19 protein-coding genes and 1 rRNA gene are annotated in these 23,333 nt (G+C 72.6%); 4 read left to right on the forward strand and 16 right to left on the reverse strand.

Annotated features, from left to right (window positions below):
* Window positions 1-120: 120 nt before the first annotated feature.
* From ACIBL4_RS22080 to ACIBL4_RS22090, 3 genes are all read right to left on the reverse strand, one after another.
* Complete coding sequence (locus ACIBL4_RS22080) at window positions 121-2,205, reverse strand: tetratricopeptide repeat protein (protein ID WP_399412549.1); 2,085 nt, start codon at window positions 2,203-2,205, stop codon at window positions 121-123.
* 221 nt (window positions 2,206-2,426) lie between these two features.
* Entirely contained in the window at window positions 2,427-3,053 is a 627-nt protein-coding gene (locus ACIBL4_RS22085) for an NUDIX domain-containing protein (RefSeq protein ID WP_399412551.1), read from the reverse strand.
* Between the two features lie 115 nt (window positions 3,054-3,168).
* Window positions 3,169-4,827 (reverse strand): CTP synthase, encoded by a 1,659-nt coding sequence (locus ACIBL4_RS22090; RefSeq protein ID WP_397628120.1) that lies wholly within the window; start codon window positions 4,825-4,827, stop codon window positions 3,169-3,171.
* A 516-nt stretch (window positions 4,828-5,343) separates the two neighbouring features.
* Between ACIBL4_RS22090 and ACIBL4_RS22095 the strand changes: the two genes are divergently transcribed.
* Window positions 5,344-7,146: a glycoside hydrolase family 15 protein gene (locus ACIBL4_RS22095; protein ID WP_399412553.1), complete on the forward strand. Its 1,803-nt coding sequence runs from the start codon at window positions 5,344-5,346 to the stop codon at window positions 7,144-7,146.
* Between the two features lie 21 nt (window positions 7,147-7,167).
* Here ACIBL4_RS22095 and ACIBL4_RS22100 read toward each other — a convergent pair whose 3' ends face one another.
* Entirely contained in the window at window positions 7,168-8,124 is a 957-nt protein-coding gene (locus ACIBL4_RS22100; RefSeq protein ID WP_399412555.1) for an LLM class F420-dependent oxidoreductase, read from the reverse strand.
* 92 nt (window positions 8,125-8,216) lie between these two features.
* Between ACIBL4_RS22100 and ACIBL4_RS22105 the strand changes: the two genes are divergently transcribed.
* Complete coding sequence (locus ACIBL4_RS22105) at window positions 8,217-9,860, forward strand: PucR family transcriptional regulator (protein WP_399412557.1); 1,644 nt, start codon at window positions 8,217-8,219, stop codon at window positions 9,858-9,860.
* A gap of 35 nt (window positions 9,861-9,895) precedes the next feature.
* Here the strand turns inward: ACIBL4_RS22105 and ACIBL4_RS22110 are convergent, their stop codons facing one another.
* The 5 genes from ACIBL4_RS22110 to ACIBL4_RS22130 all read right to left on the reverse strand — a co-directional run bounded on the left by ACIBL4_RS22110 (window position 9,896) and on the right by ACIBL4_RS22130 (window position 15,180).
* Window positions 9,896-11,041, reverse strand: coding sequence for a glycosyltransferase family 4 protein (locus tag ACIBL4_RS22110; RefSeq protein WP_399412559.1), 1,146 nt, complete (start codon window positions 11,039-11,041; stop codon window positions 9,896-9,898).
* Between the two features lie 244 nt (window positions 11,042-11,285).
* A complete protein-coding gene (gene recN, locus ACIBL4_RS22115) occupies window positions 11,286-13,004 on the reverse strand; it encodes a DNA repair protein RecN (RefSeq protein ID WP_399412607.1) in 1,719 nt (572 codons plus the stop codon).
* 166 nt (window positions 13,005-13,170) lie between these two features.
* Window positions 13,171-14,076 carry an NAD kinase gene (locus ACIBL4_RS22120; protein ID WP_399412561.1) on the reverse strand — a complete coding sequence of 302 codons (906 nt, stop codon included), beginning with the start codon at window positions 14,074-14,076 and terminating at the stop codon, window positions 13,171-13,173.
* Window positions 14,073-14,888: a TlyA family RNA methyltransferase gene (locus ACIBL4_RS22125; protein ID WP_399412564.1), complete on the reverse strand. Its 816-nt coding sequence runs from the start codon at window positions 14,886-14,888 to the stop codon at window positions 14,073-14,075. The genes ACIBL4_RS22120 and ACIBL4_RS22125 overlap by 4 nt, the downstream gene beginning before the upstream one ends.
* Window positions 14,889-14,895: 7 nt before the next feature.
* Entirely contained in the window at window positions 14,896-15,180 is a 285-nt protein-coding gene (locus tag ACIBL4_RS22130) for a hypothetical protein (RefSeq protein ID WP_317926984.1), read from the reverse strand.
* 42 nt (window positions 15,181-15,222) lie between these two features.
* On the opposite strand from ACIBL4_RS22130, the gene ACIBL4_RS22135 reads away from it, so the two are divergent.
* A complete protein-coding gene (locus ACIBL4_RS22135; RefSeq protein ID WP_399412566.1) occupies window positions 15,223-15,570 on the forward strand; it encodes an SCP2 sterol-binding domain-containing protein in 348 nt (115 codons plus the stop codon).
* Here the strand turns inward: ACIBL4_RS22135 and ACIBL4_RS22140 are convergent.
* The 4 genes from ACIBL4_RS22140 to ACIBL4_RS22155 all read right to left on the reverse strand — a co-directional run bounded on the left by ACIBL4_RS22140 (window position 15,554) and on the right by ACIBL4_RS22155 (window position 19,641).
* The gene (locus ACIBL4_RS22140) at window positions 15,554-16,426 is read right to left on the reverse strand and encodes an ABC transporter ATP-binding protein (protein ID WP_399412568.1); all 873 of its coding nucleotides are present in this window, start codon (window positions 16,424-16,426) and stop codon (window positions 15,554-15,556) included. The two genes, ACIBL4_RS22135 and ACIBL4_RS22140, sit on opposite strands and share 17 nt — an antisense overlap.
* Entirely contained in the window at window positions 16,423-17,463 is a 1,041-nt protein-coding gene (locus tag ACIBL4_RS22145) for a FecCD family ABC transporter permease (protein ID WP_399412570.1), read from the reverse strand. Before ACIBL4_RS22145 ends, ACIBL4_RS22140 begins: the two co-directional genes overlap by 4 nt.
* Window positions 17,460-18,503, reverse strand: coding sequence for a FecCD family ABC transporter permease (locus tag ACIBL4_RS22150; protein WP_399412572.1), 1,044 nt, complete (start codon window positions 18,501-18,503; stop codon window positions 17,460-17,462). The genes ACIBL4_RS22145 and ACIBL4_RS22150 overlap by 4 nt, the downstream gene beginning before the upstream one ends.
* 106 nt (window positions 18,504-18,609) lie before the next feature.
* A complete protein-coding gene (locus tag ACIBL4_RS22155; protein WP_399412574.1) occupies window positions 18,610-19,641 on the reverse strand; it encodes an HAD hydrolase-like protein in 1,032 nt (343 codons plus the stop codon).
* Between the two features lie 72 nt (window positions 19,642-19,713).
* Here ACIBL4_RS22155 and ACIBL4_RS22160 point away from each other — a divergent pair, with 72 nt between their 5' ends.
* Window positions 19,714-21,006 (forward strand): DUF1015 domain-containing protein, encoded by a 1,293-nt coding sequence (locus ACIBL4_RS22160; RefSeq protein ID WP_399412576.1) that lies wholly within the window; start codon window positions 19,714-19,716, stop codon window positions 21,004-21,006.
* A gap of 62 nt (window positions 21,007-21,068) precedes the next feature.
* On the opposite strand, the gene ACIBL4_RS22165 is transcribed toward ACIBL4_RS22160, so the two are convergent.
* The 3 genes from ACIBL4_RS22165 to rrf form a co-directional block, all read right to left on the reverse strand.
* The gene (locus ACIBL4_RS22165) at window positions 21,069-21,818 is read right to left on the reverse strand and encodes a hypothetical protein (RefSeq protein WP_399412609.1); all 750 of its coding nucleotides are present in this window, start codon (window positions 21,816-21,818) and stop codon (window positions 21,069-21,071) included.
* Window positions 21,710-22,813: a hypothetical protein gene (locus ACIBL4_RS22170; RefSeq protein ID WP_399412611.1), complete on the reverse strand. Its 1,104-nt coding sequence runs from the start codon at window positions 22,811-22,813 to the stop codon at window positions 21,710-21,712. The genes ACIBL4_RS22165 and ACIBL4_RS22170 overlap by 109 nt, the downstream gene beginning before the upstream one ends.
* A 225-nt stretch (window positions 22,814-23,038) precedes the next feature.
* Window positions 23,039-23,155, reverse strand: a 5S ribosomal RNA gene (gene rrf / locus ACIBL4_RS22175).
* Window positions 23,156-23,333 lie beyond the last annotated feature (178 nt).

Here is a 23,333-nt window from a genome sequence, read left to right on the forward strand (position 1 = left end):
GGTATGGGTGCATTACTAGACATACCCGGGCGCGCGCGGGCACACCGGGAGAGACCGCAGGAGAACGTGCGGCAGAGCCAGTCTAATGAAGGTGTTCCCGCTGTCTAGCCTTTCATTGCATCAATCTTCAGCGGATGCGCCACGGATTTCGCAGGTGTCAGGCTCCGATTTCCGCTGTGAGTCGCCGTCGGAGGCGGTCACGGGCCCCTCGTCGTCCTCCTGGTGCTCCCCGAGGATGCGCTCGGCGGCGCCGCGGTGCAGCCGGGCCGACGCGGGGTCGCCGAGGTGTTCGAGGGTGTCGGCGACCCGCAGGTGCAGCGCGGCCTGCAACCGCGTGTCCTCGGCCCGCCGCGCCCATTCCACGGCCTCCCGGCAGGTACGCAGCGACTCCTCGGGCCGGCCCGCGTACTCCTGGACCCGCGCCAACTCGCTCAGCGCCCGCGCCTGGGCGGCCACGTCGCCGTATCTGCGGTGCCCGGCGATCGCCGCGCGCCAGTTCCGCAGGGCCTCGCCGTAGCGGCCGGCGAAGGTGTGGGCGGCGGCGATCCGCCCGTAGAGCCGGGCGGCCTCGGCGCGCTCGTCCCGGGCGAGCCGCTCGACCAGGGCCCGGCCGAACCAGTCGGCGGCCCGGTCGAAGTCACCGAGCTCCAGATGCGCACCGCCTACGGATTCCATCGCGCGGCCGGTCGCATACGGATCGTTCACCTCGCGTCCGGCGTCCAGCGCGGCGCGGTAGCGGGCCAGCGCGTCGGTCGTGCGGCCGGTCCGGGCGTCGAGGTCGCCGAGGTTGAGCAGGGCGGCGGCCCGCTCCCTCGGCAGGTTCCGGCGCTCGGCCACGTCGAGGAGCAGGCTGTGGATGTCGTACAGGTCGGGCGCCGCCGCCTGCGTGCCGACATGCGCCACCATGGCCCGCACCAGCTGGGACATCAGCCGCCGGGCCAGGGTGTCCAGCTGCCCGTCGGCGACCGCGAGCCGGGCCGAGGCCAGCAGGGCGGGCCGGGTCACGCGCAGCCAGTCGGCGGCCTCCCGGGGCGTGGGAAAGCGCAGGGCACGCGGCAGGTCGAGGAGCTTCTGGCGGGCCTGGGGGCTGTCGGTCTCGGTGATCGCCCGGCAGGCCTGGAGCAGCCGTACCGTCCGCTCCAGCATGCGGGCGCGGGCCAGCTGGAGCTCGGCCGGGCGCTCGTGGTGCTCGGCGAGGACGCGGAGCCGGTCGTGCAGACAGCCCGGCACCTCGTACTGCGGCAGCGGTGAGTCCACCGCGTGCAGGAAACCGAGGGCGACGAAGTCGTCGAGGGTGGTGCGGGCGCTGTCGACCGAGCAGCCGACGAGCGCGGAGGCGGTATGCGGGTCGACCAGTCCGGCCGGGGCGAGGGCGAGCAGGCGCAGCATCCGGGCGGCCGTTGCGGGCAGGGCGGCGTAGGCGAGGCGGAAGACCCGGTTCAGTGCGGTGCCCTCGCCGTCCTCGGCGCGGAGTTGCTTGGCGAGGTCGGAGACGGCCGCCTTGGGGCGGGCGGCGAGCCAGCCGCCCGCCAGCATGAGCGCGGCCGGCTGCCCCTGGCACTCCTCGGCGAGGCCCTCGGCGGCCCGGGGGTCGACGGTGATGCGGACCGAGCCGGTGTGCCGGGACAGCAGCTCCACCCCGGACTTGGCGTCCAGGCCGCCCAGGGTGCAGGGGCGGACGTCCGAGATGCCGGTCAGCGGGCCCTCGGAGACCGCGACGACCAGGCACTCCGGGGTGTCGGGCAGCAGGGCGTCGACCTGCTCGGCCTCGGCCGCGTCGTCCAGCAGGAGCAGTGCCCGGCGGTCGGCCAGGGCGGTGCGCAGGGCCTCGGTGAGGTCGTCCTCGCAGGCTCCGGCCGGGGCCTCCTGGTCCAGGGCGGCGAGCAGGTCCCGGGCGGTGCGCCCGACGGGTACGGGGGTGCCGTCGGGCTCGCTCAGGCGGGCGCGCAGCACCCCGTCGGGGTAACGGTCCGCGATCTGCCGGACGAGTTCCTCGGCGAGGGCGGTGCGCCCCGAGCCGGGCCGGCCGGCGATGAGCAGCACGCGCGCGCGTGGGGCCTTGCGGCCGGCGAGGGTGTCGAGTCCGGCACGCTCGATGTCGGCGCGCAGTCCCTTCAACTCCCGCGTGCGGCCCAGGAATCGGCTCTCACCGCAGGCGTGTCCGGCCAGCCGCACGTCGCCTGTCTCAACGACCTGATCCGTCACGGGCCACACTCCCGTCCCACCACACGCACAAGCCCGCCGGGACTCCGGTCCGGGCGTGAACAGAGCCTAGTTCACGCTCTGCAACGCCCCGGCCGGAGCACGACGGACACGGCGGGCACATCCCTCGATCGGATCAGCCGATCTTCACACCGCACGGGAGGCAGGGTGGGGTTCAGACCCCCTCAGACCCTCCACGGCCCTTCAGACCCCTCCACGTCCCTTCACGCCTCGAAGGGACGCGCCGGCCACGGCGCCTGGGCCGGGCGCAGGGCGTCCAGGCCGTCGCCGGCGCGCGCGGCCACCAGGGAGAGGACGCCCACGACGAGGCAGTTGTTGTGCAGTTCCCCGGCCAGCACACCCCGGACGAGGTCGTCGACCGGCACCCGGTCGAGCTCCATGTCGGCCTCTTCCTCCTCGACCGCGAAGCGCTCGCCCTCGGCCTCGGACAGATTGCGGGCGAGGAAGATCCGGACGGCCTCGTCACAGCCGCCGGGGGTGGTGTAGACGTCGGCCAGCACCCGCCAGTCCTCGGCCTTGACGTGCGCCTCCTCGTACAGCTCGCGCTGCGCCGCGTGCAGCGGGTTCTCGCCGGGGACGTCGAGCAGACCGGCCGGGATCTCCCACAGCTTGTGGCGCACGGGGTGGCGGTACTGGCGCAGGACCAGGACGCGGTCGGCCTCGTCGAGGGCGAGGACGGCCACGGAGCCGGGGTGGACCTGGTAGTCGCGGCCGACCACGGTGCCGTCGGGCATGACCACGTCGTCGGTGCGGACGGAGGTCTTGTTGCCCACGAAGGGGGTGTCCGTCGCCCGGATCTCCCACTCCTCCGGGGTGTCCTTGATCGTCATGGCTGTCCTTCCAGATGCCCGGCGCGACTGCGCGTGCCGGGCCCGACGTGCCGAAAAGAAACCGGGGTGCACACCCTTTGAAGGGATGCACCCCGGCCACCGTACAACTGGTGTGTTACTTCGAAGTCTTCCGCTCGACCGCGGCCTTGACGAGCCCGGCGAACAGCGGGTGCGGGCGGGTCGGCCGCGAGCGCAGCTCCGGGTGCGCCTGGGTGGCGACCAGGTACGGGTGGACGTCGCGCGGGTATTCGACGTACTCGACGAGCTTGCCGTCCGGGGACGTGCCGGAGAACAGGATGCCCGCCCGCTTCTCCAGCTCGGCGCGGTAGGCGTTGTTCACCTCGTAGCGGTGCCGGTGGCGCTCCTCGACGTACTCCTTGCCGTCGTACACCTCGCGCACGATCGAGCCCTCGGCCAGCTTCGCCGGGTACATGCCGAGCCGCATGGTGCCGCCCATGTCGCCCTCACCGGCGACGATGTCGAGCTGCTCGGCCATCGTGGAGATGACCGGGTGGGCGGTGGCCGGGTCGAACTCGGTGGAGTTGGCGTCGCCGATGTCGGCCAGGTTGCGCGCGGCCTCGATCACGATGCACTGCAGGCCGAGGCAGAGGCCGAGCAGCGGGATCTTGTTCTCGCGGGCGTACTTGATCGCGCCGACCTTGCCGAGCACACCGCGGTCGCCGAAGCCGCCGGGGATGCAGATGCCGTCGACGTCGCCGAGCTGCGCCGCGGCGCCCGCCGGGGTCTTGCAGTCGTCGGAGGTGACCCACTTGATCTTCACGCGGGCCCGGTTGGCGAAGCCGCCGGCGCGCAGCGCCTCGGTGACCGACAGGTAGGCATCGGGCAGGTCGATGTACTTGCCGACCAGCGCGAGGGTGATCTCGTGGTCGGGGTTGTGGACGCGGTCGAGCAGGTCGTCCCAGGTCGTCCAGTCGACGTCGCGGAACGGCAGGTCGAGCTTGCGGACGACATAGGCGTCCAGGCCCTCGCCGTGCACGGTCTTCGGGATGTCGTAGATCGAGCGGGCGTCGGGGCAGGCGACGACGGCGGCCTCGTCGACGTCGCACATCAGCGAGATCTTCCGCTTGATCGCGGTCGGGACCTCGCGGTCGCAGCGCAGCACGATCGCGTCCGGCTGGATACCGATGTTGCGTAGGGCCGCAACCGAGTGCTGGGTGGGCTTCGTCTTCAGCTCACCCGAGGGGCCGATGTACGGCAGGAGCGAGATATGCACCACGAACACGTTGTCGCGGCCGACCTCGTGCCGGACCTGGCGGACGGTCTCCAGGAACGGCAGCGACTCGATGTCGCCGACCGTGCCGCCGACCTCGGTGATCACGACGTCGACCTCGTCCGTCGCCATGCGGCGGATGCGGTGCTTGATCTCGTTGGTGATGTGCGGGATGACCTGCACGGTGTCGCCCAGGTACTCGCCGCGCCGCTCCTTGGCGATCACAGTCGAGTACACCTGGCCGGTGGTGACGTTCGCGGAACCGTCCAGGTCGCGGTCGAGGAAGCGCTCGTAGTGGCCGATGTCCAGGTCGGTCTCGGCGCCGTCGTTGGTGACGAACACCTCACCGTGCTGGAAGGGGTTCATCGTGCCGGGGTCGACGTTCAGGTACGGGTCGAGCTTCTGCATCACGACGCGCAGGCCCCGGGCCTTGAGCAGCATGCCGAGGCTGGAGGCCGTCAGGCCCTTGCCGAGCGAGGAGGCGACACCCCCGGTGACGAAGATGTGCTTGGTCGTCGAATTACGAAATGCGGCGGGCGGCATGGCCAAGACGGGGCTCCCGTGGTCGCGGTCTGGGGGTGCGGTACGGCTGCCTGCCGGAGGTTTCCGGGGGGTCGCCGTCGCTGCGGTTCGGGGGTTTGCTGCCCACCGGTCCACGGGCTACCAGCGTATCAGCGCCGCGGGGCGATGGCTTCCGGCCACGCTCCGCACACATCTCGACACGGAGACGGTCGCCCTCACCGGTCTCTCACCCCTTGCTCACTCGTTCGGCGTACTCGCCTTGCCTGGACGGGCACCCGGAACATCGGCGTGCGTCGTATCCTGCTCGGACACTCGCTGCCGAGCCCGCCGGCCCAACGGCACCACCCCCGCCCGGAAGTACCGGAACAACGTGAGCTCGACAGTTCGTTGAGCAACAATTGGCGCTTTGCATCACGGCAAGCGACCTGTTTTGCTTCATCGCTCAACGATGCATTGCAAGACTTGCTGAAAATCCCCTTGACCGCACTAGCGACAGCCCCCTTGCGGGGTGACGTGGCCGTTCGACTGGAGTTGCACGTGGCCGGGCGCATCGAAGACTACGCACTCATCGGAGACATGCAGACCGCTGCCCTGGTCTGCCGGGACGGCACGGTGGACTGGCTGTGCCTGCCCCGCTTCGACTCGCACGCCATCTTCGCCGGCCTGCTGGGCACCGAGGAACACGGCTTCTGGCGGCTCGGACCGGCGTACGCCTCCGACCAGCAGCCGCCCACCGCGGCCCGGCGCAGCTACCGCGGTGACTCGCTGATCCTGGAATCCGAGTGGGACACCCAGCGGGGCACGGTCCGCGTGACCGATTTCATGCCGCCGCGTGACGGCGCCCCGCAGCTGATCCGGATCGTGGAGGGCGTCTCGGGCCGCGTGCCGATGCGCTCGGCTCTGCGCATGCGCTTCTCCTACGGGCGGGTGGTGCCGTGGGTGCACAAGCACGACGGGCGCACGGTGGCCGTGGCGGGCCCCGACTCCGTGTGGTTCGACACATCCGCCGAGACGTACGGCAAGTCGCTGACGACGTACGCGGATTTCACGGTCGCACCGGGTGACCGGATCGCGTTCACGATCTCCTGGCAGCCCTCGCACAAGGAGCCGCCGCCGCTGCCCGAGCCGGAGCAGTCGCTGGAGGCGACGGAGGACTTCTGGCGCGAGTGGGTCGACCACTGCACGTACCACGGCCCCTACCGGGAGGCCGTGGTCCGCTCGCTGATCACGCTGAAGGCCCTGACGTACGCCCCGACCGGTGGCATCGTCGCCGCGCCGACCACCTCCCTGCCCGAGGACATCGGCGGTGTCCGCAACTGGGACTACCGCTACACGTGGCTGCGCGACGCGGCGATCACGCTGTCCTCCCTGCTGCGCACCGGCTACCGCGAGGAGGCCCGCGCCTGGCGCGAGTGGCTGCTGCGGGCCGTGGCCGGCGACCCGGAGAACCTCCAGATCATGTACGGCATCGCCGGTGAGCGGGAGCTCGGCGAGGCGGAGCTGGACTGGCTGCCGGGCTTCGAGAGCTCCACCCCGGTCCGGGTCGGCAACGGCGCCGCGCACCAGCTCCAGCTGGACGTCTACGGCGAGGTCACCGAGGCCCTGCACCTGGCCCACATGACGGGCCTGGCGCGCAACGACTACGCCTCCCTTCTCCAGCTGAAGCTGATCCGCTACCTGGAGGACCACTGGCAGGACCCGGACGAGGGCATCTGGGAGGTGCGCGGCCCGCGCCGCCACTTCGTGCACTCCAAGGTGATGGCCTGGGTCGCCGTCGACCGCACGATCAAGCTGATCGAGTCCGGCGACGCGGACGGCCCGCTGGAGCGGTGGAAGGAACTGCGCGACGACATCCACCGTGATGTCTGCGAGAAGGGCTACGACAAGGAACGCAATACCTTCACGCAGTCGTACGGCTCGAAGGAGCTGGACGCGTCGCTGCTGCTGATCCCGCAGATGGGCTTCCTGCCGCCGGACGACAAGCGGGTCATCGGCACCATCGAGGCGATCCAGCGGGAGCTGTCCACGCCGGACGGCTTCATCCTGCGCTACCCGACGCAGGGCGACAACGAGGGCGTCGACGGCCTGCCCGGCGACGAGGGCGCGTTCCTCGCCTGCTCGTTCTGGATGGCCGACGACCTGGCGATGATCGGCCGCGTGGACGAGGCCCGCAAGCTGTTCGAGAAGCTGCTGTCGCTGCGCAACGACCTCGGCCTGCTGGCGGAGGAGTGGGACCCGCACCTCCAGCGCCAGGTGGGCAACTTCCCCCAGGCGTTCAGCCACGTGCCGCTGATCGACACCGCACTGCGGCTGACGGCTTCCGGCGCGTACGGCGGCTGAGCGGGGCGGCCCTCGGGGGTGTCACTCCGGCCTGAGGGCCGTGAGCGTGCGCTCCCCCGCCGGGTCGCCCGCCGTGGCGGGGACGAGGGCGATCTCGTCGAGGCCGGCCTCGGCGTAGGCGTCCATGCGGGCGCGGACGGTTCCGGCGTCGCCGACGAGGGCGACCGTGTCCGCTGCCCGGGGCGGCAGGGCCCGCAGCAGGGTGTCCGGGTCGGCTCCCTTGGCGGCCAGTTCCACGACCTCGGCGAACCCCGCCTCGACGAACATGTCGCTGTAGCCCGGCACGGCGAGATAGCCGACGGCACTGCGCAGGACCTGCGTGAGCGTCTCCGGCTCCGGATCCACGGCGGCGGGCAGCCAGGCGGCCAGCTTCGGCGGCGTACGCCCGGCCCGCTCGGCGGCGGCGAGCATCCGGGCCCGCAGCATGCGGACCTGCTCGGGGGAGACGAGGTCGAGCAGCATCCGGTCGGCGTGCTCGACGGCCGCGGCGACCGCGCGCTCCCCGAACGCCGCGACGGTGAGCAGGCCTCCGGGCGGCGGCAGCCGGCGCGGGAAGCCGCTGCCGGGCACGATCGGCTCGCCCGGCCGGCTGTCCATCAGCGCGCGCACGGCCGCCGCCGACTCCGTCAGCGCGGCGGCGGGCCGGGTCCGCGGCCGGCCGTGCACGCCCTCGACGACCCGCTTGCTGGACGTGCCCAGGGCCACGCCGACGGGCCGGCCGGTGACGGCCGCGGTGGACGCGGCGCCCCGCACGATGGTGAGCGGGTCGCGCACCGACACCGGCACGGGACCGGCCGTCAGGGTCGCCTGCCCGGTGGCCGCGCCGATCGCCGTCGCCAGGACGAACGAGTCCCACGTCGGTCCCTCGCCCGCCCACACCTCCCGGTACCCGAGCCGGTCGGCGAGCACCGCCACCCGCAACGGCTCCTCGACCGGACTGTCGTCCTCCCGCCCCACGTCGACCACGCTGATGTCCATGACCGCGCCCGTACCCGGTCGCCTGCGGCGTAATCCGGGTTCGGTCGTCCCTGAGATGTCCGACACGCACCCGCGCGGGTAGCGTCCGGCTCATGGACAGCGCGACGGACAGCGGCTACGGCACCCAGGGCGCCGGGATCACCGTGCAGCGGGCACTGGAGCTGCCGGGTCTGCGCAGCGGGCTGCCCGAGGTGCTGGCGGGCGCCGACCGGCTGGGGCGGACCGTGCGCTGGGTGCACGCCGGTGAGGTGCCGCACATCGCCTCGCTGCTCAAGGGCGGCGAGCTGCTGCTGACCACGGGCTACGGCCTCGGCACCCGCCCGGCCGAACAGCGGGCGTTCGTGCGCACGCTGGCCGAGCGCGGCATCACCGCCCTGGTCGTGGAGCTCGGCCCGCGCTTCACGCGGCTGCCCGCCGCCCTCGTCGACACGGCCCGCTCGGCCGGGCTGCCGCTCGTCCAGCTGCACCGCGAGGTGCCGTTCGTCACGGTCACGGAGGAGATCCACACCGAGATCGTCAACGGGCACTACGCGCTGCTCCAGCGGGCCGAGGAGGTGCACCGGCGGTGCACGGAGGCCCTGCTGGGCGGCGGCGGGGTACCTCAAGTCCTCGGCATCCTGGCCGACTTCGGCGGCAATCCCGTCTTCCTGGAGACGGCGGACGGGCAGTTGCTGTACGCCGCCGGGGAGGGTCCCGAGGGCGCGGACCCGCTCCAGGTGTGGGAGGGGCTGCGCGGCCAGCACAAGGACGAGCCGCCGCTCGCGGGCTCGGTCCTGGTGGACGTGCCGGGCGGCGGGCCCGGCAGCGGAGGCGTCCGCGCGCGGCTCGTGCTGCTGCCCGTACGGGCTCCCCTGGCGCTGGTGCACCGGATGGCGGCGGAGCGGGCCGCGGGCATCCTGGCCGTGGTGCTGATGCAGGCGCGGCAGGAGGAGGAGCTGGCGGCGCGCGGGCGCGGCGACTTCCTCACGGACCTCGCCGAGGGCCGGGTCACGGCGCAGGACGCCCCGGCGCAGGCCCGCGTGCTGGGCTTCCGGCCGAGTGACGGCCCGCTGCTGCCGGTCGTCATGCGGCTCGGGGACACGCTGTCGCCGGGGGGAGGCTGGGCCGTGCTGGCCCGGGCGGTGTCCGAGGAACTGGCCTCGGTGGGCGTGCCGGTGCTGCTCGGGGTGCGGCCGGTGGAGGGCCGGGTGCTGGTGCTGCTGGGGCTGCGCGCGGAGCCGGAGCGGGCGACGGTGGCGGAACGGGTCGCGGCGGCGCTGCGGGCCGGGGCCGGCCGGGCCGGGATGCTGCGGCCGGGCGGGCAGCCGCCGGTGGTGGTCGTGGGGGTGCCGGGCGGCTGGACGGCTGCGGCATCGGGCCTGCGGCACGCGGCCGAGACGGCCACGGCGGCCCAGGGCCTGCCGGACCGGCCCTGGTACGACGCCCGCCGGCTGGACATCGACCTGCTGCTGTGGCGGCTGCGCGACCATCCGGACCTGGCCGCCTTCGTCGACCGGGCCCTCGGCCCGCTCCTGGAGCACGACCGGCGCTCCCGTCCGTCGCTGCTGCCCACCCTGTCGACCTACCTCGCCCACGCGGGACGCAAGGCGGAGACGGCCCGTGAGCTCCACCTCAACCGGCAGACGCTCTACAACCGCCTGGCGCGCATCGGGGAGTTGCTGGGCACGGACCTCGACGACCCGCAGACGGTTCTGGCCCTGAGCCTGGCCCTGCGGGCCCGCAGACACGTCCCCTGAGACCCGGCGGGGTCTGAGCGAGGGGCCGGGGGTGTCTATGCGAGGGGCCGGGGCTGCGTCAACTCGTCGTAAACGCTGAGCACTTGGGCGACCGTCTCGTCCTCGCTCGGCCAGGTCGCCGCCTGCCGCGTGCCCTTGGCCTTCAGCAGCTCCCGGCGCTCGGGGTCGCCGAGCAGGCGTACGACCGTTCCGGCGAGCGCCTCCGCGTCGCCGCGCGGGACGAGTTCGGCCGCGTCGCCGACGAGTTCCGGGATGCCGCCGACGTCGGTCGCGACGAGCGGCACGCGCGCGTGGAGGGCCTCCTGGGCGAGGACGGAGCGTGCCTCCTCCCACCGGCTCGGCAGCAGGGCGAGGTCGGCGGCGGCGAGCAGGTCGGTGATGTCCTCGCGCCGCCCGATGAGGCGGACGGGCAGTCCCTCGCCCTCGATCCGCTCCTGGAGTTCACCGCGCAGCGGCCCCTCGCCCGCGATCACCACCAGGGGCACGGGATCGAGCCGGCGCCAGGCGCGCGCGGCGTCCAGCAGCACGTCGTATCCCCGGTGCCGCTCCAGGGAGCCGACGGCGATCAGCAACGGCCGTCCGATGGCGCCGAGTTCGGCACGCACCTTCGGCCGCAGCCGGTCGGGGTCGTCGGGCTCCACGGGCCTGCGGGGGCCGGGCAGCGCGACGGCTGCGAGCCGCGCGTCCCGCGCGCCGGTGAGCCGCGCCCGGTCCACGAGGGCCGAGGTCGTCCCCAGCACCACGGTGGCGGCCTTCACGACCCGCCGCTCCAGGACTCGCAGCAGATGGGCGCGGGCCCCGTCGGCATGCGCCCGGTCGTGCCACGTCACGACGAGCGGAGTGCGCACCCGCCGCCCGCTGAGGGCGAGCACGGTACGGAACGAGGCGTGCAGCCCGTGCGCGTGCACCAGGTCGGCGTCGGCACAGGCCGCCCGCAGGGCCGCCACCGACACCGGGTCACTGCTGCGCGGCACATGCACATGGTCGGCCCCGGCACCGCTGAAGTCATAGGCCTGGTCCGCCTCATAAGGGGCGCACACCGTGACCTTCACGCCCCGCGCAACGAGCCCCGCGGCCAGGGAGCGCACATGCGCACTGCTGGCCGCGTTGCCTCCGCCCAGCACCTGCACGGTGCGCAACGGCGACTGGCCATGCGGTGAGTGGCTGCTCACGGGGGTCACGTGGCCGGGCTCCTGGTTCGGGTCGGGGGTCACCGCGCAGGATTCCCACGCGTACTCCGCCAAGGATGCCAGGACATATGCGGGTTCCGGGAACGCCCGGGGCCCGGCGGCGTGACAGTGGGGCGCGGCATCGGGGAGACGCGCCGGGCCGGGTCACCCACACGAGTGAAGATCGGCGCATCTCCCGTCAATTACGCGACCGCTCCTCCACTACAGATCCGCTCTTTCCCTACAGACCGCCTCACTACAGATCCGCCCGAGCCGTCGCCAGCAGCTCCTCCGCGTGCGCGCGTGCCGTCTCCGAGTCCTCCTGGCCGGCGAGCATCCGGGACAGCTCCCGCACCCGCTCCTCCCCTTCCAGCACCTTCACACCGGAACGGGTGACCGACCCGTCGTTCGTCTTCTCGACCAGCAACTGCCGGTCTGCGAAGGCGGCGACCTGCGGGAGATGGGTCACGACCACGACCTGCGCGGTCTTCGCCAGACGCGCGAGCCGCCGGCCGATCTCGACCGCCGCCTTGCCGCCGACACCGGCGTCGACCTCGTCGAAGAGGTACGTCGGCACGGGATCCGTCCCCGCGAACACGACCTCCACGGCCAGCATCACGCGGGACAGCTCACCGCCGGACGCCCCCTTGGCGATCGGCCGCGCCGGAGCACCCGGGTGCGGAGCCAGCAGCAATTCGACCTCGTCGGCACCCGCGGGCCCGTAGGCGACCGGACGGCCCCCGACCTCGACACCCTCCGGGTCCTCGGTCTGCCGGATGTCGAACGACACGCGCGCGTGCGGCATGGCCAGCGAGGCCAGCTCGGCGGTCACGGCAGCCGCGAACCGATCGGCGGCCTCCGTCCGCGCGTCCGTCAACGCCTGTGCGAGCCCGCCCAGTTCGGCCCGCAGCGCGTCCCGCTCGGCGGTCAGTTCCCCGATCCGCTCGTCGTCGCCGTCGAGTTCGGTCAGCCTGGCGGCACCGCGCTCGGCCCAGGCCAGCACGGCGGCGATGTCCTCGCCGTACTTCCGCGTCAGCCCGGTCAGCGCGGCCCGCCGCTCCTCGACGGCCGCGAGCCGCAGCGGATCGGCGTCCAGATCGTCGGCGTACCCGGCCAGGTCCCCGGCCGCGTCGCGCAGCAGGATCCCGATCTCACCGATGCGGTCGGCGAGCGCGGCCAGCGCCGGGTCGTGCGACCGTACGGCGTCCAGGGCCCGCTGCGCGCCCGCGACGAGCGTCCCGGCGTCGACGCCCTCGGGGTCCTCGGGATTGCCCGCGAGCGCGGCGTGCGCGACCGCGGCGGCGGACGCCAGCGCCTCGGCGTGCCCGAGCCGCTCGGCCTCCTCGGCCAGCTCCACGTCCTCACCGGCCCGGGGCTCGACGGCGGCGATCTCGTCGAGCCCGTAGCGCAGCATGTCGGCCTCCTGGGCCCGTTCACGCGCGCGCGTGGTGATCTCGTCGAGCTCGGCGGAGACGGCCCGCAGCCGCTTGTACGCCTCGCCGTACTTGGCCAGCGGCACGGCGACCGCGTCACCGGCGTACCGGTCGAGCGCCTGCCGCTGCCGGGACAGCTTGAGCAGCCCCTGCTGGTCGGTCTGCCCGTGCACGGCCACCAGCTCGTCGGCGAGCTCGGCGAGCACTCCCACGGGCACGCTGCGCCCGCCCAGGTGCGCCCGCGAGCGCCCCTCGGCGGAAACGGTACGGCTGATCAGCAGCGCCCCGTCGTCGAGCTCGGCCCCGGCCTCCTCGGCTCGTACGGCGGCCGTGGCGTCGTCGGGGACGGTGATCCGCCCCTCCACGACCGCCTTCCCGGCCCCGATCCGCACGAGCGCCGGGTCCGCGCGCCCGCCCAGCAGCAGCCCGAGGCTGGTGACCACCATGGTCTTGCCCGCACCCGTCTCACCGGTGACCGCGGTGAACCCCGGCGACAGCTCGACAACAGCGTCGTCGATCACACCGAGCGACCGTATCCGCATCTCCTCCAACACGGACACGACCTTACGAGGTCCGGGCCGAGGATTGCGACTGGCCTGCCCTTGTCACCCACGAGAGTGGCAGCGCCCCTCCAGGGGCGCGGGGAACTGCGCGAGCAACCAAAAGACGACCCGTGGCCGCCAACGACGAGACCCCCCCCACAGATGGCTAGTGAGGAGCCCCCCGCCACCCGGAAACAGGCAGCGCGAACTTGGCCACCAGCCGATCCGTGAACGACGCATGATGCAGCCGAGCCAGCCGCACCGGCACAGCCCCGCGCCGCACCTCCACCCTCGCCCCGGGCGGCAACTCCACAGTCCGTCGCCCGTCACACCACAGAACCCCCGGCGGAATGTGTGGCAGAACCTCCACAGCCAACACAGAATCCGGCGACGTCACCAACGGCTTCGCGAACAACGCATGGGCCGAGATCGGCACCATCAGCAGCGCCTCGACCTCCGGCCACACCACGGGCCCGCCCGCGGAGAACGCGTACGCCGTCGACCCCGTGGGCGTCGCACACACGATCCCGTCACAGCCGAACCCCGTCACCGGCCGCCCGTCGATCTCCAGGACGACCTCCAGCATCCGCTCCGCGGACACCTTCTGCACAGCCGCCTCGTTCAGCGCCCAGTCCGTGTGCACGATGTCCCCGTTGCGGTGCACCACGACGTCGACGGTCATCCGCTCCTCGACCTCGTACGCCTTGCTCACCACCCGGTCGACGACCTTGTCGAGGTCGTCCCGCTCGGCCTCCGCGAGGAAGCCGACCCGGCCCAGGTTGACGCCGAGCATCGGCACGCCCGACGCCCGCGCGAACTCCGCACCGCGCAGCAGCGTGCCGTCACCGCCCAGCACGATGAGCAGCTCACACCCGTCGAGGCACTGCGGAGTGGCCTCCTTGACCAGCTCCACCTCGTCCGGCAGCGGCAGGTCGCACGCCTCGGCCTCCAGGACGCGCACGCCGAGACCGGAGCGCAGCAGCCCCTTCACGACGAGCTCGGCACTGCGCACGGCGGCGGGCCGCCCCGTGTGGGCGAGCAGGAAAACAGTACGAGCTAGGTTCTCGGTCAACGCGGCCCCTCCGCCACTGCACGGTCGACATCGGCCGGGTCCAGTTCCGGTGCCCCGGCCCGCAGCCACAGAAAGTATTCGACATTCCCCGAAGGCCCGGGCAGCGGACTGGCCGTCACGCCCTTCACCCCGAGCCCCAGCCCCCAGGCCTTCTGGGCCACCCCCGTCACCGCTTCGGCCCGCAGCTGGGGGCTGCGGACGACTCCGCCGCTGCCCAGACGCTCCTTCCCCACCTCGAACTGCGGCTTGACCATCATCACCAGGTCCGCGTCCGGCTTCACGCACCGCGCCAGGGCTGGCAGGACCAGCCCGAGCGGGATGAAGGACAGATCCCCCACGACAAGATCCACAGGCTCCCCATCGATCTCTTCAAGTGTCAATTCGCGAACGTTCGTACGGTCCTTGACGGTGACGCGTTCATCGTTCTGAAGAGACCAGGCGAGTTGTCCGTATCCGACGTCCACGGCGACGACATGGGCGGCGCCCGCCCGCAGCAGGACATCGGTGAAACCGCCGGTGGACGCGCCGGCGTCGAGCGCCCTGCGTCCCTCGACGACCAGGCCCTGCGGCAGGAACGCCGTCAGCGCGCCGGCGAGCTTGTGACCGCCGCGGGACACGTAGTCGGGATCGTTCGCGTCGGCCGCGACCACGATCGCGGCCGCGGTCTCCACCTGCGTGGCGGGCTTGGTCGCGACGGTCTTGCCGACGGAGACCCGCCCGGCGGCGATCAGCTGGCCCGCATGCTCACGCGAGCGCGCGAGCTTCCGGCGGACCAGCTCCGCGTCGAGACGGCGGCGTGCGACTCCTGCCACGGTGTGTTCAGCTCCTGTGTTCGTGCGGCCGCGGGGGCGCCGGAGGTCCCGGGCGGGCGTCGAGCGCGGTGAGCGCGTCGCGCAGCCCCCGGTGTACATCCTCGTACACCTCGACATGGCCGTCCGTGGCGAGGTGGTCCGCGTCACCGAGCCGGTCCAGGGCCGCGTCCACGTCGGCGTCACCGGTGGGCGTGCGGGGCACGTTCAAAGGGGCGGGGGCGGCGGGGTCGTGCTCGGGCTCCGCCTGCTGCGCCTCCTCCGGGAGGTCCGTCGGGGGAACTGCGTCGTCCATGCCCCGACGCTACCGCGAACCGCTGCGGTACCGTCGACCGCGATGGCCACGATCGAGGAGTGCCGCAGCGCACTCGACAAGCTTTCCGACAACATGCAGCACGCCGAAGGAGACGTCCGCGAGGCCGCGGCCCTGGACCGTTCCGTGAGCTGCCACATCACGGACCTGGACGTCACCTTCGTCGGCCGTATGCAGGGCGGGCGGATCGTCGTGCGCGACACGGTCCAGGGACCGCCGCCCGAGAGGGCCGAGATCCGGCTGGCCATGACCGGCGACGACCTGGTCGCCCTGGTCGACGGCGAGCTGAACTTCGCCAAGGCCTGGGGCTCGGGCCGGGTGAAGCTGTCCGCGGGCGTGCGGGACCTGCTCCAGCTCAGGAAGCTTCTGTAGCGGCCGCCTTCCCGGCCCCGGTCCCCGCCCCGGCCGTCGCCCCGACGCGGGCCTTCCGCGCCGCCGGCACGACCAGCGGCGTGCCCGTCTCCGGGTCGTCGATGACCTGGCAGCGCAGTCCGAAGACCTCCTCCACCAGGCCGGCCGTCACGATGTCCTTCGGCGCGCCCTCGGCGATGACCCGGCCATCGCGCAGGGCGATGAGGTGCGTGGCGTAGCGGGCGGCGTGGTTCAGGTCGTGCAGCACGGCGACGAGGGTGCGCCCCTGCTCCTCGTGCAGCTCCGCGCACAGGTCCAGGACGTCGATCTGGTGCTGGATGTCCAGGAACGTCGTCGGCTCGTCGAGCAGCAGCAGCGGCGTCTGCTGGGCGAGTGCCATGGCGATCCACACGCGCTGGCGCTGACCGCCCGACAGTTCGTCGACGTACCGCTCGGCCAGCTCGGCGACGCCGGTCTGCCGCATCGACTCCTGGACGACCCGCTCGTCCTCGGTCGACCACTGGCGCAGGATGCCCTGGTGCGGGTAGCGGCCGCGGCCCACCAGGTCGCCGACGGTGATGCCGTCGGGCGCGATCGACGACTGGGGCAGCAGACCGAGGGTCCGCGCGACCTTCTTCGCGGGCATCGACTGGATGGTCTGGCCGTCGAGCAGCACCCGGCCGTCGCTGGGCTTGAGCATCCGCGACAGCGCCCGCAGGAGCGTCGACTTGCCGCACGCGTTCGGGCCGACGATCACGGTGAAGGAGTTGTCGGGTATCTCCACCGACAGTTGCTCGGCGATCACCCGCTGGTCGTAGGCGAGGGTGACGTTCTCGGCGGACAGACGGTTCACGGTGCTCCTTCGGTTCTTGCTCATATCCGGCCCGCCTTGCGCTCGGTGACCAGCAGCCACAGCAGGTAGACGCCGCCGAGCACGCCGGTGACCACACCCACGGGCAACTGCTCGGCGCCGAACGCCCGCTGCGAGAGCCAGTCGGCGACGACCAGCAGGGCGGCGCCCATGCACAGGGAGGCCAGCAGGTTCGGGCCGGGCGCGCGGGTCAGGCGCCGGGCCAGCTGCGGCGCGGTGAGCGCGACGAAGCTGACGGGACCGGCGGCGGCGGTCGCGGACGCGGTCAGCAGCACGGCCGCCACCATCAGCAGCAGCCGTACGCGCTCCACCCGCACCCCGAGGGCGTACGACACGTCGTCGCCCATCTCCATCATCCGCAGCCCGCGCGCGTTGACCAGGACCAGCGGCACCAGCACGGCGCACAGCCCGAGCAGCGGCCAGACCTGGGCCCAGTCACGGCCGTCGAGGGATCCGGTCATCCACACGACCGCGCGGGCCGCGTCCACGATGTCGGACTTGGTGAGCAGATAGCCGTTGACCGCCGTGACGATCGCGGAGACGCCGATGCCGACCAGCACCAGCCGGTATCCGTGCACGCCCCGCTTCCAGGCGAGAACGTAGATGGCCAGGCCGGTCACCAGACCGCCCACCAGCGCGCCGGCGGCGACCTGGTTCGCGCTCCCGGAGAACAGCACGATCACGGTGAGCGCGCCGGCCGTCGCCCCCTGTCCGAGGCCCAGCACGTCCGGACTGCCCAGCGGATTGCGGGAGATGGACTGGAACAGCGCGCCGCCGAGCCCGAGCGAGGCCCCGACCAGCAGCCCGACCAGGACCCGCGGCAGCCGCAGTTCGTTGACGATGAACTCCTGGCCCGCGTTGCCCTCGCCGAACAGCGTCCGCAGCACGTCGGCGGCCGGGATCGGGAAGTCGCCGGTGCCGATGAGCACGACACTCGCCGTGAGCGCCGCGACCAGCAGCAGGAGCACGACGGTCAAGCCCCGCACGTCCAGGCGTATGGAGAGCCCGCCCGGGGTCCGCACGGCACGGTTGGTGGTCTTCACAGCTGCGCCGTCCTCCGCCGTCGTACGAGATAGATGAACACCGGGCCGCCGAGGATCGCGGTGACGATGCCCACCTGGAGTTCCGCGGGCCGGGCCACGATCCGGCCGATGACGTCGGCGCCGAGCAGCAGCACGGGCGACAGGATCGCCGCGTACGGCAGGATCCAGCGCAGGTCGGGCCCGGTGAAGGAACGCACGACGTGCGGCACCATCAGCCCGACGAACACGATCGGCCCGCAGGCCGCGGTCGCCGCCCCGCACAGCACGGTCGCGGCCAGCATGGACAGCGCCCGCGTCCGGTTCAGGTTGGCGCCGAGCGCCTTGGCGGTGTCGTCGCCCATGGCCATGGCGTTGAGCGGCCGGGACAACGCCAGCGCCAGGACCACACCGGCCAGCAGGAACGGCAGGACCTGCCGGATGGTCGACTCGCTCGCCGAGGACAGCGAACCGACCGTCCAGAACCGCATCTTGCCGAGCGCCGCGTCATCCATGATCATCACGGCCTGGAGGTAGCCGTAGAGCGCGGCGCTGATCGCCGTACCGGCGAGCGCGAGCCGCACCGGCGTCGCGCCCCGGCTGCCGCCGAGGAACCACACCAGCGCCCCGACCGCGGCCGCGCCGAAGAACGCGAACCAGACGTAGCCGCTGAGCGAGGTGACCCCGAGGTAGGAGATGGCCGTGACGACCGCGGCGGACGCGCCCGCGTTGATGCCGAGCAGCCCGGGATCGGCCAGCGGGTTGCGCGTGAGCGCCTGGAGAACCGCCCCGGCCAGACCGAGGGCGGCGCCGGCGAGCAGCCCGAGCACGGTCCGCGACAACCGCTCGGCGACGACGACGTCGCCGTACGTCCCCGAGTCCTCGAACAAGCCGTGCCAGACCTGCCCGAGGGACAGCTCTTTCGCTCCGATCGCGATACTCGCCAGCGCGACGAGCACCAGGATCGCGACGGCCAGGAGGAGCCCGAAGGCCCGTATCGCCCGTCGGGTCGGGGGCGCGGGGGCGGTCTCCGCGCGCTGTTCGGGGGGACTGTCGACCAACACGCAGGTTAGGTTAGCCTACCCTGCCATCCGACCTCGATCCGGAGCCCGGCCGCCGCCACGGACGCCCGCTCGGAGCGTGCCCCCGCACCGCGGATCCAACCGGCACTCAAAGACCCAGCCTCGCCAGCGACTTCTCCCCGTCCAGCTCGCACACCCCCCCACCGGCGGCCGTCCACGCCGCGGCGCACAGCGCGCGCAGCCCGTCAAGCGCCTCGCCGTCCCCGTCGAGCTCCAGCCGGTCCGCACGGGCCCTCGCCGTCCAGCCACCGCACCGGAACCCGCCGTCGCCCGCCTCCACGACATCCGGCTGGCCGCTGAGCATCCCGCGCAGATCGGCGTCCACATACGTCGGCCGGTGCTGCGGCGGCGCGGCCAGCAGCTGCGCGCCGTCCGTCACCCCGGTCAGGACGAGCAGCGAGTCGACCTCCCCGTGGAACGCGCCCTCGATGTCCGTGTCCAGCCGGTCCCCCACCACCAGCGGCCGCTCGGCCCCCGTCCGCAGGATGGTCTCCCGGTGCATCGGCGGCAGCGGCTTGCCCGCGACCTGCGGCTCGGCACCCGTGGCGATCCGCACGACCTCCACCGCCGCGCCGTTGCCCGGCGCGATGCCGCGCCCGCTCGGAATCGTCAGGTCGGTGTTCGAGGCGAACCAGGGCACACCGCGCGCGACCGCGTAACTGGCCTCCGCGAAACGGCCCCACGGCAGCTCGGGACCGCCGTACCCCTGCACCACAGCCGCCGGATCGTCGTCCGCCGACTCCACCGGTACGAGCCCGCGCTCGCGCAGCGCCACCCGCAGCCCCTCACCGCCGACCACCAGCACGCGGGCGCGCCGCGGCACCTGCTCGCTGATCAGCCGGGCGACCGCCTGCGCGGAGGTGATGACATCGTCCGCGCCCGTCGGTATGCCCAGCTCCGTCAGATGCTCGGCCACCGTGTCCGGCGTCCGCAGCGCGTTGTTGGTGACGTACGCCAGGCGCATCCCGCCCGACCGGGCCGTGGCCAGCGACTCGACGGCGTGCGCGATCGCGCTCCCGCCCGCGTACACGACACCGTCCAGGTCGAGCAGCGCCGTGTCGTACGCCTCGCTCAGGGCCTGCCCACTGCCCTCGGGCCTCGTCCTGACGCTCCGGCTCATCCCGCATCGCTCCTCGTTCGACGGCTTTCCCCCGATCATCCCCCATGCCACTGACACCCGTACGATGCCGGGATGAACACAGCAGGTCACTCGGAAGCAACGGAGCGCCGAGGCCTGGAACTCACCCCGTTCCGAGGCCTTCGCTACGACCCCGACCGGGTCGGCAGCCTGGCCGCAGTGACGTCCCCGCCGTACGACGTCGTCGTCCGCCCCGACGGAGTGCACCACCTCCAGTCCGCCGACCCGTACAACATCGTCCGTCTGATCCTCCCCCAGGCCGACACTCCCGACGCCCGCAACGACCAGGCCGCGCAGACCCTGCGCCGCTGGCTGTCCGAAGGCGTCCTGACCACCGACCCGGAACCCTGCCTCTACGTCTACGAGCAGCGGGACGGCGACGGCATGCTGCAACGCGGCGTCATCGGCGCCCTGCGCGTGACGGACCCGGCCGAGCAGGTAGTGCTGCCGCACGAGGACGTCATGCCGCACATCGTGGCCGACCGCGCGGCCCTGATGCGGGCCACCTCCGCGAACCTCGAACCCCTCCTGCTGACCTACCGCGGCGACGACTCGACGACCGCCACGGCGGACCTGATCGAGCGGACCGCCGAGCGGCCACCGCTCCTCGCGACCACCACGGAGGACGGCTTCAGCCACCGCCTGTGGTCGGTCACCGCCCCCGCCGACCTGACGACCATCCAGAACGACCTGGCCCGTCACCAGGCCCTCATCGCCGACGGCCACCACCGCTGGGCGACCTACCGCCGCCTGCGCACGGAGCACCCGTCCCCCAGCCCGTGGGACCACGGCCTGGTCCTCCTCGTCGACACGGCCCGCTACCCCCTCCGCGTCCGCGCCATCCACCGCCTCCTGCACGACCTGCCGGTCGTCGAGGCCGTGGCCGCCCTGGACGGCCATTTCCGCGTACGCCGCCTCGAAGTCCCGCTCCCCGAGGCCCTGGAGGCACTGGCGGACGCGGCCTGCGCGGGCAACGCCTTCCTCCTGGCCGGCGACGGCGCCTTCCACCTCGTCGACCGCCCCGACCCGGACCTCCTGGCCCGCACCATCCCCGCCGACCGCCCCGCCGCCTGGCGCACCCTCGACGCGACGGTCCTGCACGCCACGCTCCTCGACCACGTCTGGCGCATCCCCGAGGACTCCCCCGCGCACATCACCTACATCCACGACACGGCCGCCACGGTCGCGAAGGCGGAACGCGACGGCGGTACGGCCGTCCTGATGCACCCGGTACGCGAGGAGGTCGTCCGCGACCTGGCCCGGCAGGGCGTCACCATGCCACGCAAGTCGACGTCGTTCGGCCCGAAGCCGGCCTCGGGTCTGGTGCTGCGGGCGCTGGACCTCTGACGTCAGACCCACAAAGGCGGAAGGGGCGGATCCCGAACGGGATCCGCCCCTTCTGTGCGAGGTCAGTCCTTCTTCTCCTCGGCGACGTCGCCGGCCTCACCCTCGCCGACGGTCTCGTCCTCGGTCTCGTCCTCGGCCAGGGCGTCCATGAACTCCACCCCGTCCAGCTCGGCGAGCCGGTCCGAGGCGTCGGTGCTGCCGTCCCGGTCGGCCTCCACGGCCTTCGCGAACCACTCCCGCGCCTCGGGCTCCCGCCCGGCCGCCAGCAGCGCGTCGGCATAGGCGTACCGCAGCCGCGCGGTCCACGGCTGCACGGAGTTGGAGGCCAGCTCCGGGCTCTGCAGCGTCACGATGGCCGCGTCCAGCTGCCCCATGTCCCGCCGCGCACCGGCCGCGACGAGCCGCATCTCGACCTGCCCGGCCTTGTCGAGCTTGTGCACCTCGGGTGCCCCGGCCATGTCCAGCGCCTTCTCCGGCCGCCCGAGCCCACGCTCGCAGTCGGCCATGACAGGCCACAGGTCGATGTTCCCGGTCATCCGCTTGGCGGCCCGGAACTCGGCCAGCGCCTCGCCGTACTTCTGGGTGGCATACGCGGCGAACCCGGCGGCCTCCCGCACGGCGGCGACCCGCGACGCCAGCCGCAACGCCACCCTGGAGTAGCCGTACGCGCCCTCGGGGTCCTCGTCGAGGAGCCGCGCGACCATCACCAGGTTCTTCGCGACATCTTCCGCGAGCGTCTTCGGCAGGCTCTGGAGCTCCTGCCGTACGTCCTTGTCGATCTCTTCGCCCGTGACGTCCTCGGGGATCGGCAGCCGCTTGATCGGCTCCCTGTCGCGCTCCCGCTCCTCGCGGAACCGGCCGCCACCTCGGCGGTCGTCACGGCGGTCGTCGCGCCGGTCGTCACGGCCCCGGAAGCCCCCGGGCCGCCCACCACGATCGTCGCGCCGCGGGCCACGCCCACGGTCGTCACGCCCGCGATCGTCGCGCCCACGGTCGTCCCGTCCACGGAAACCGCCGCGGTCGCCACGGGTGTCGCGGCTGTCATCCCGACGGAAGTCGCCACGCCCGCCCCGAGGGGCGTCGTCGCGCCGGAAACCGCCACGCTCCCCGCGGTCGTCCCCGCGTCGGTCGTCACGGCGCTCGTCACGGCCGCGGAAACCACCGCGGTCGTCACGCCGGAAGCCACGGTCGCGGTCATCGCCGCGAGGCCCGCGATCCCGGTCATCACGCCGGAAACCACGGTCGCGGTCGTCCCCACGGAAGCCACGGTCCCGGTCATCACGCCGGACACCGCGGTCGCGGTCGTCGCCACGAGGCCCGCGATCCCGGTCGTCTCCACGGAAGTTACGATCCCGGTTGTCGCGGCGCTCGGGGGCACGGTCGTCCCGCCGGGGGAACCCTCCGCGGTCGCCCTCGCGCCTGTCGTCACGGCGGTCATCACGCCTGTCATCCCGACGGTCATCCCGCCGGAAACCACCGCGCTGCCCACGGTCATCGCCCCGTCGGTCATCACGCCGGCTATCGTCACGGCGGCCGTAGCCACCGCCGCGGTTGTCGTCGCGGCGGAATCCGCCACGGTCCCGGTCGTCCCGACGCTCTCCGCGGTCGTCCCGCCGGAAGGAGGGACGCTCTCCGCGGTCGTCCCGACGGAACCCGCCACGGTCACCCCGGTCACGGTCGTCACGCCGGCCGTAACCGCCACCCCGGTTGTCGTCCCGCCGGAAGCCACCACGCTCGCCGCGGTCGCTCCGGTCGTTTCGGTCGTTTCGGTCGCTTCCGCTTCGCTCGCTTCGGCGGAAGCCGCCACGGTCCCCACGGTCCCCGCGCTGACCGCCGCGGTCGCTCCGGTCCCCCTCCCGTCGCTGCTGGTCGCGCTCCGGTCGGTCGTCGGGAGAGTTGGTGGACATGGTGACTCCTGTCTTCGGTACCGCAAGTCATTCTCGCGCAGCCGGGTGCCCAGCGCGCAGTGCAAAAACAAAAAGGACCCCTGGTCCCAGCTGAACGCTGGTGACCAGGGGTCCTTCCAAAGATTGTTCGGCGGCGTCCTACTCTCCCACAGGGTCCCCCCTGCAGTACCATCGGCGCTGTAAGGCTTAGCTTCCGGGTTCGAAATGTAACCGGGCGTTTCCCCTACGCTATAACCACCGAAACCCTAATGGTTTCGAGCGAACAAGCACACTCTTCAATTGTGTGTTCTGCTCAAAGCCGACAACTGTTCGTTGTCTCAGAACTAACACAGTGGACGCGAGCAACTGAGGACAAGCCCTCGGCCTATTAGTACCGGTCAACTCCACCAGTTACCTGGCTTCCATATCCGGCCTATCAAC

This window comes from Streptomyces sp. NPDC050416, from assembly GCF_044458845.1.
Taxonomy (GTDB): Bacteria; Actinomycetota; Actinomycetes; order Streptomycetales; family Streptomycetaceae; genus Streptomyces.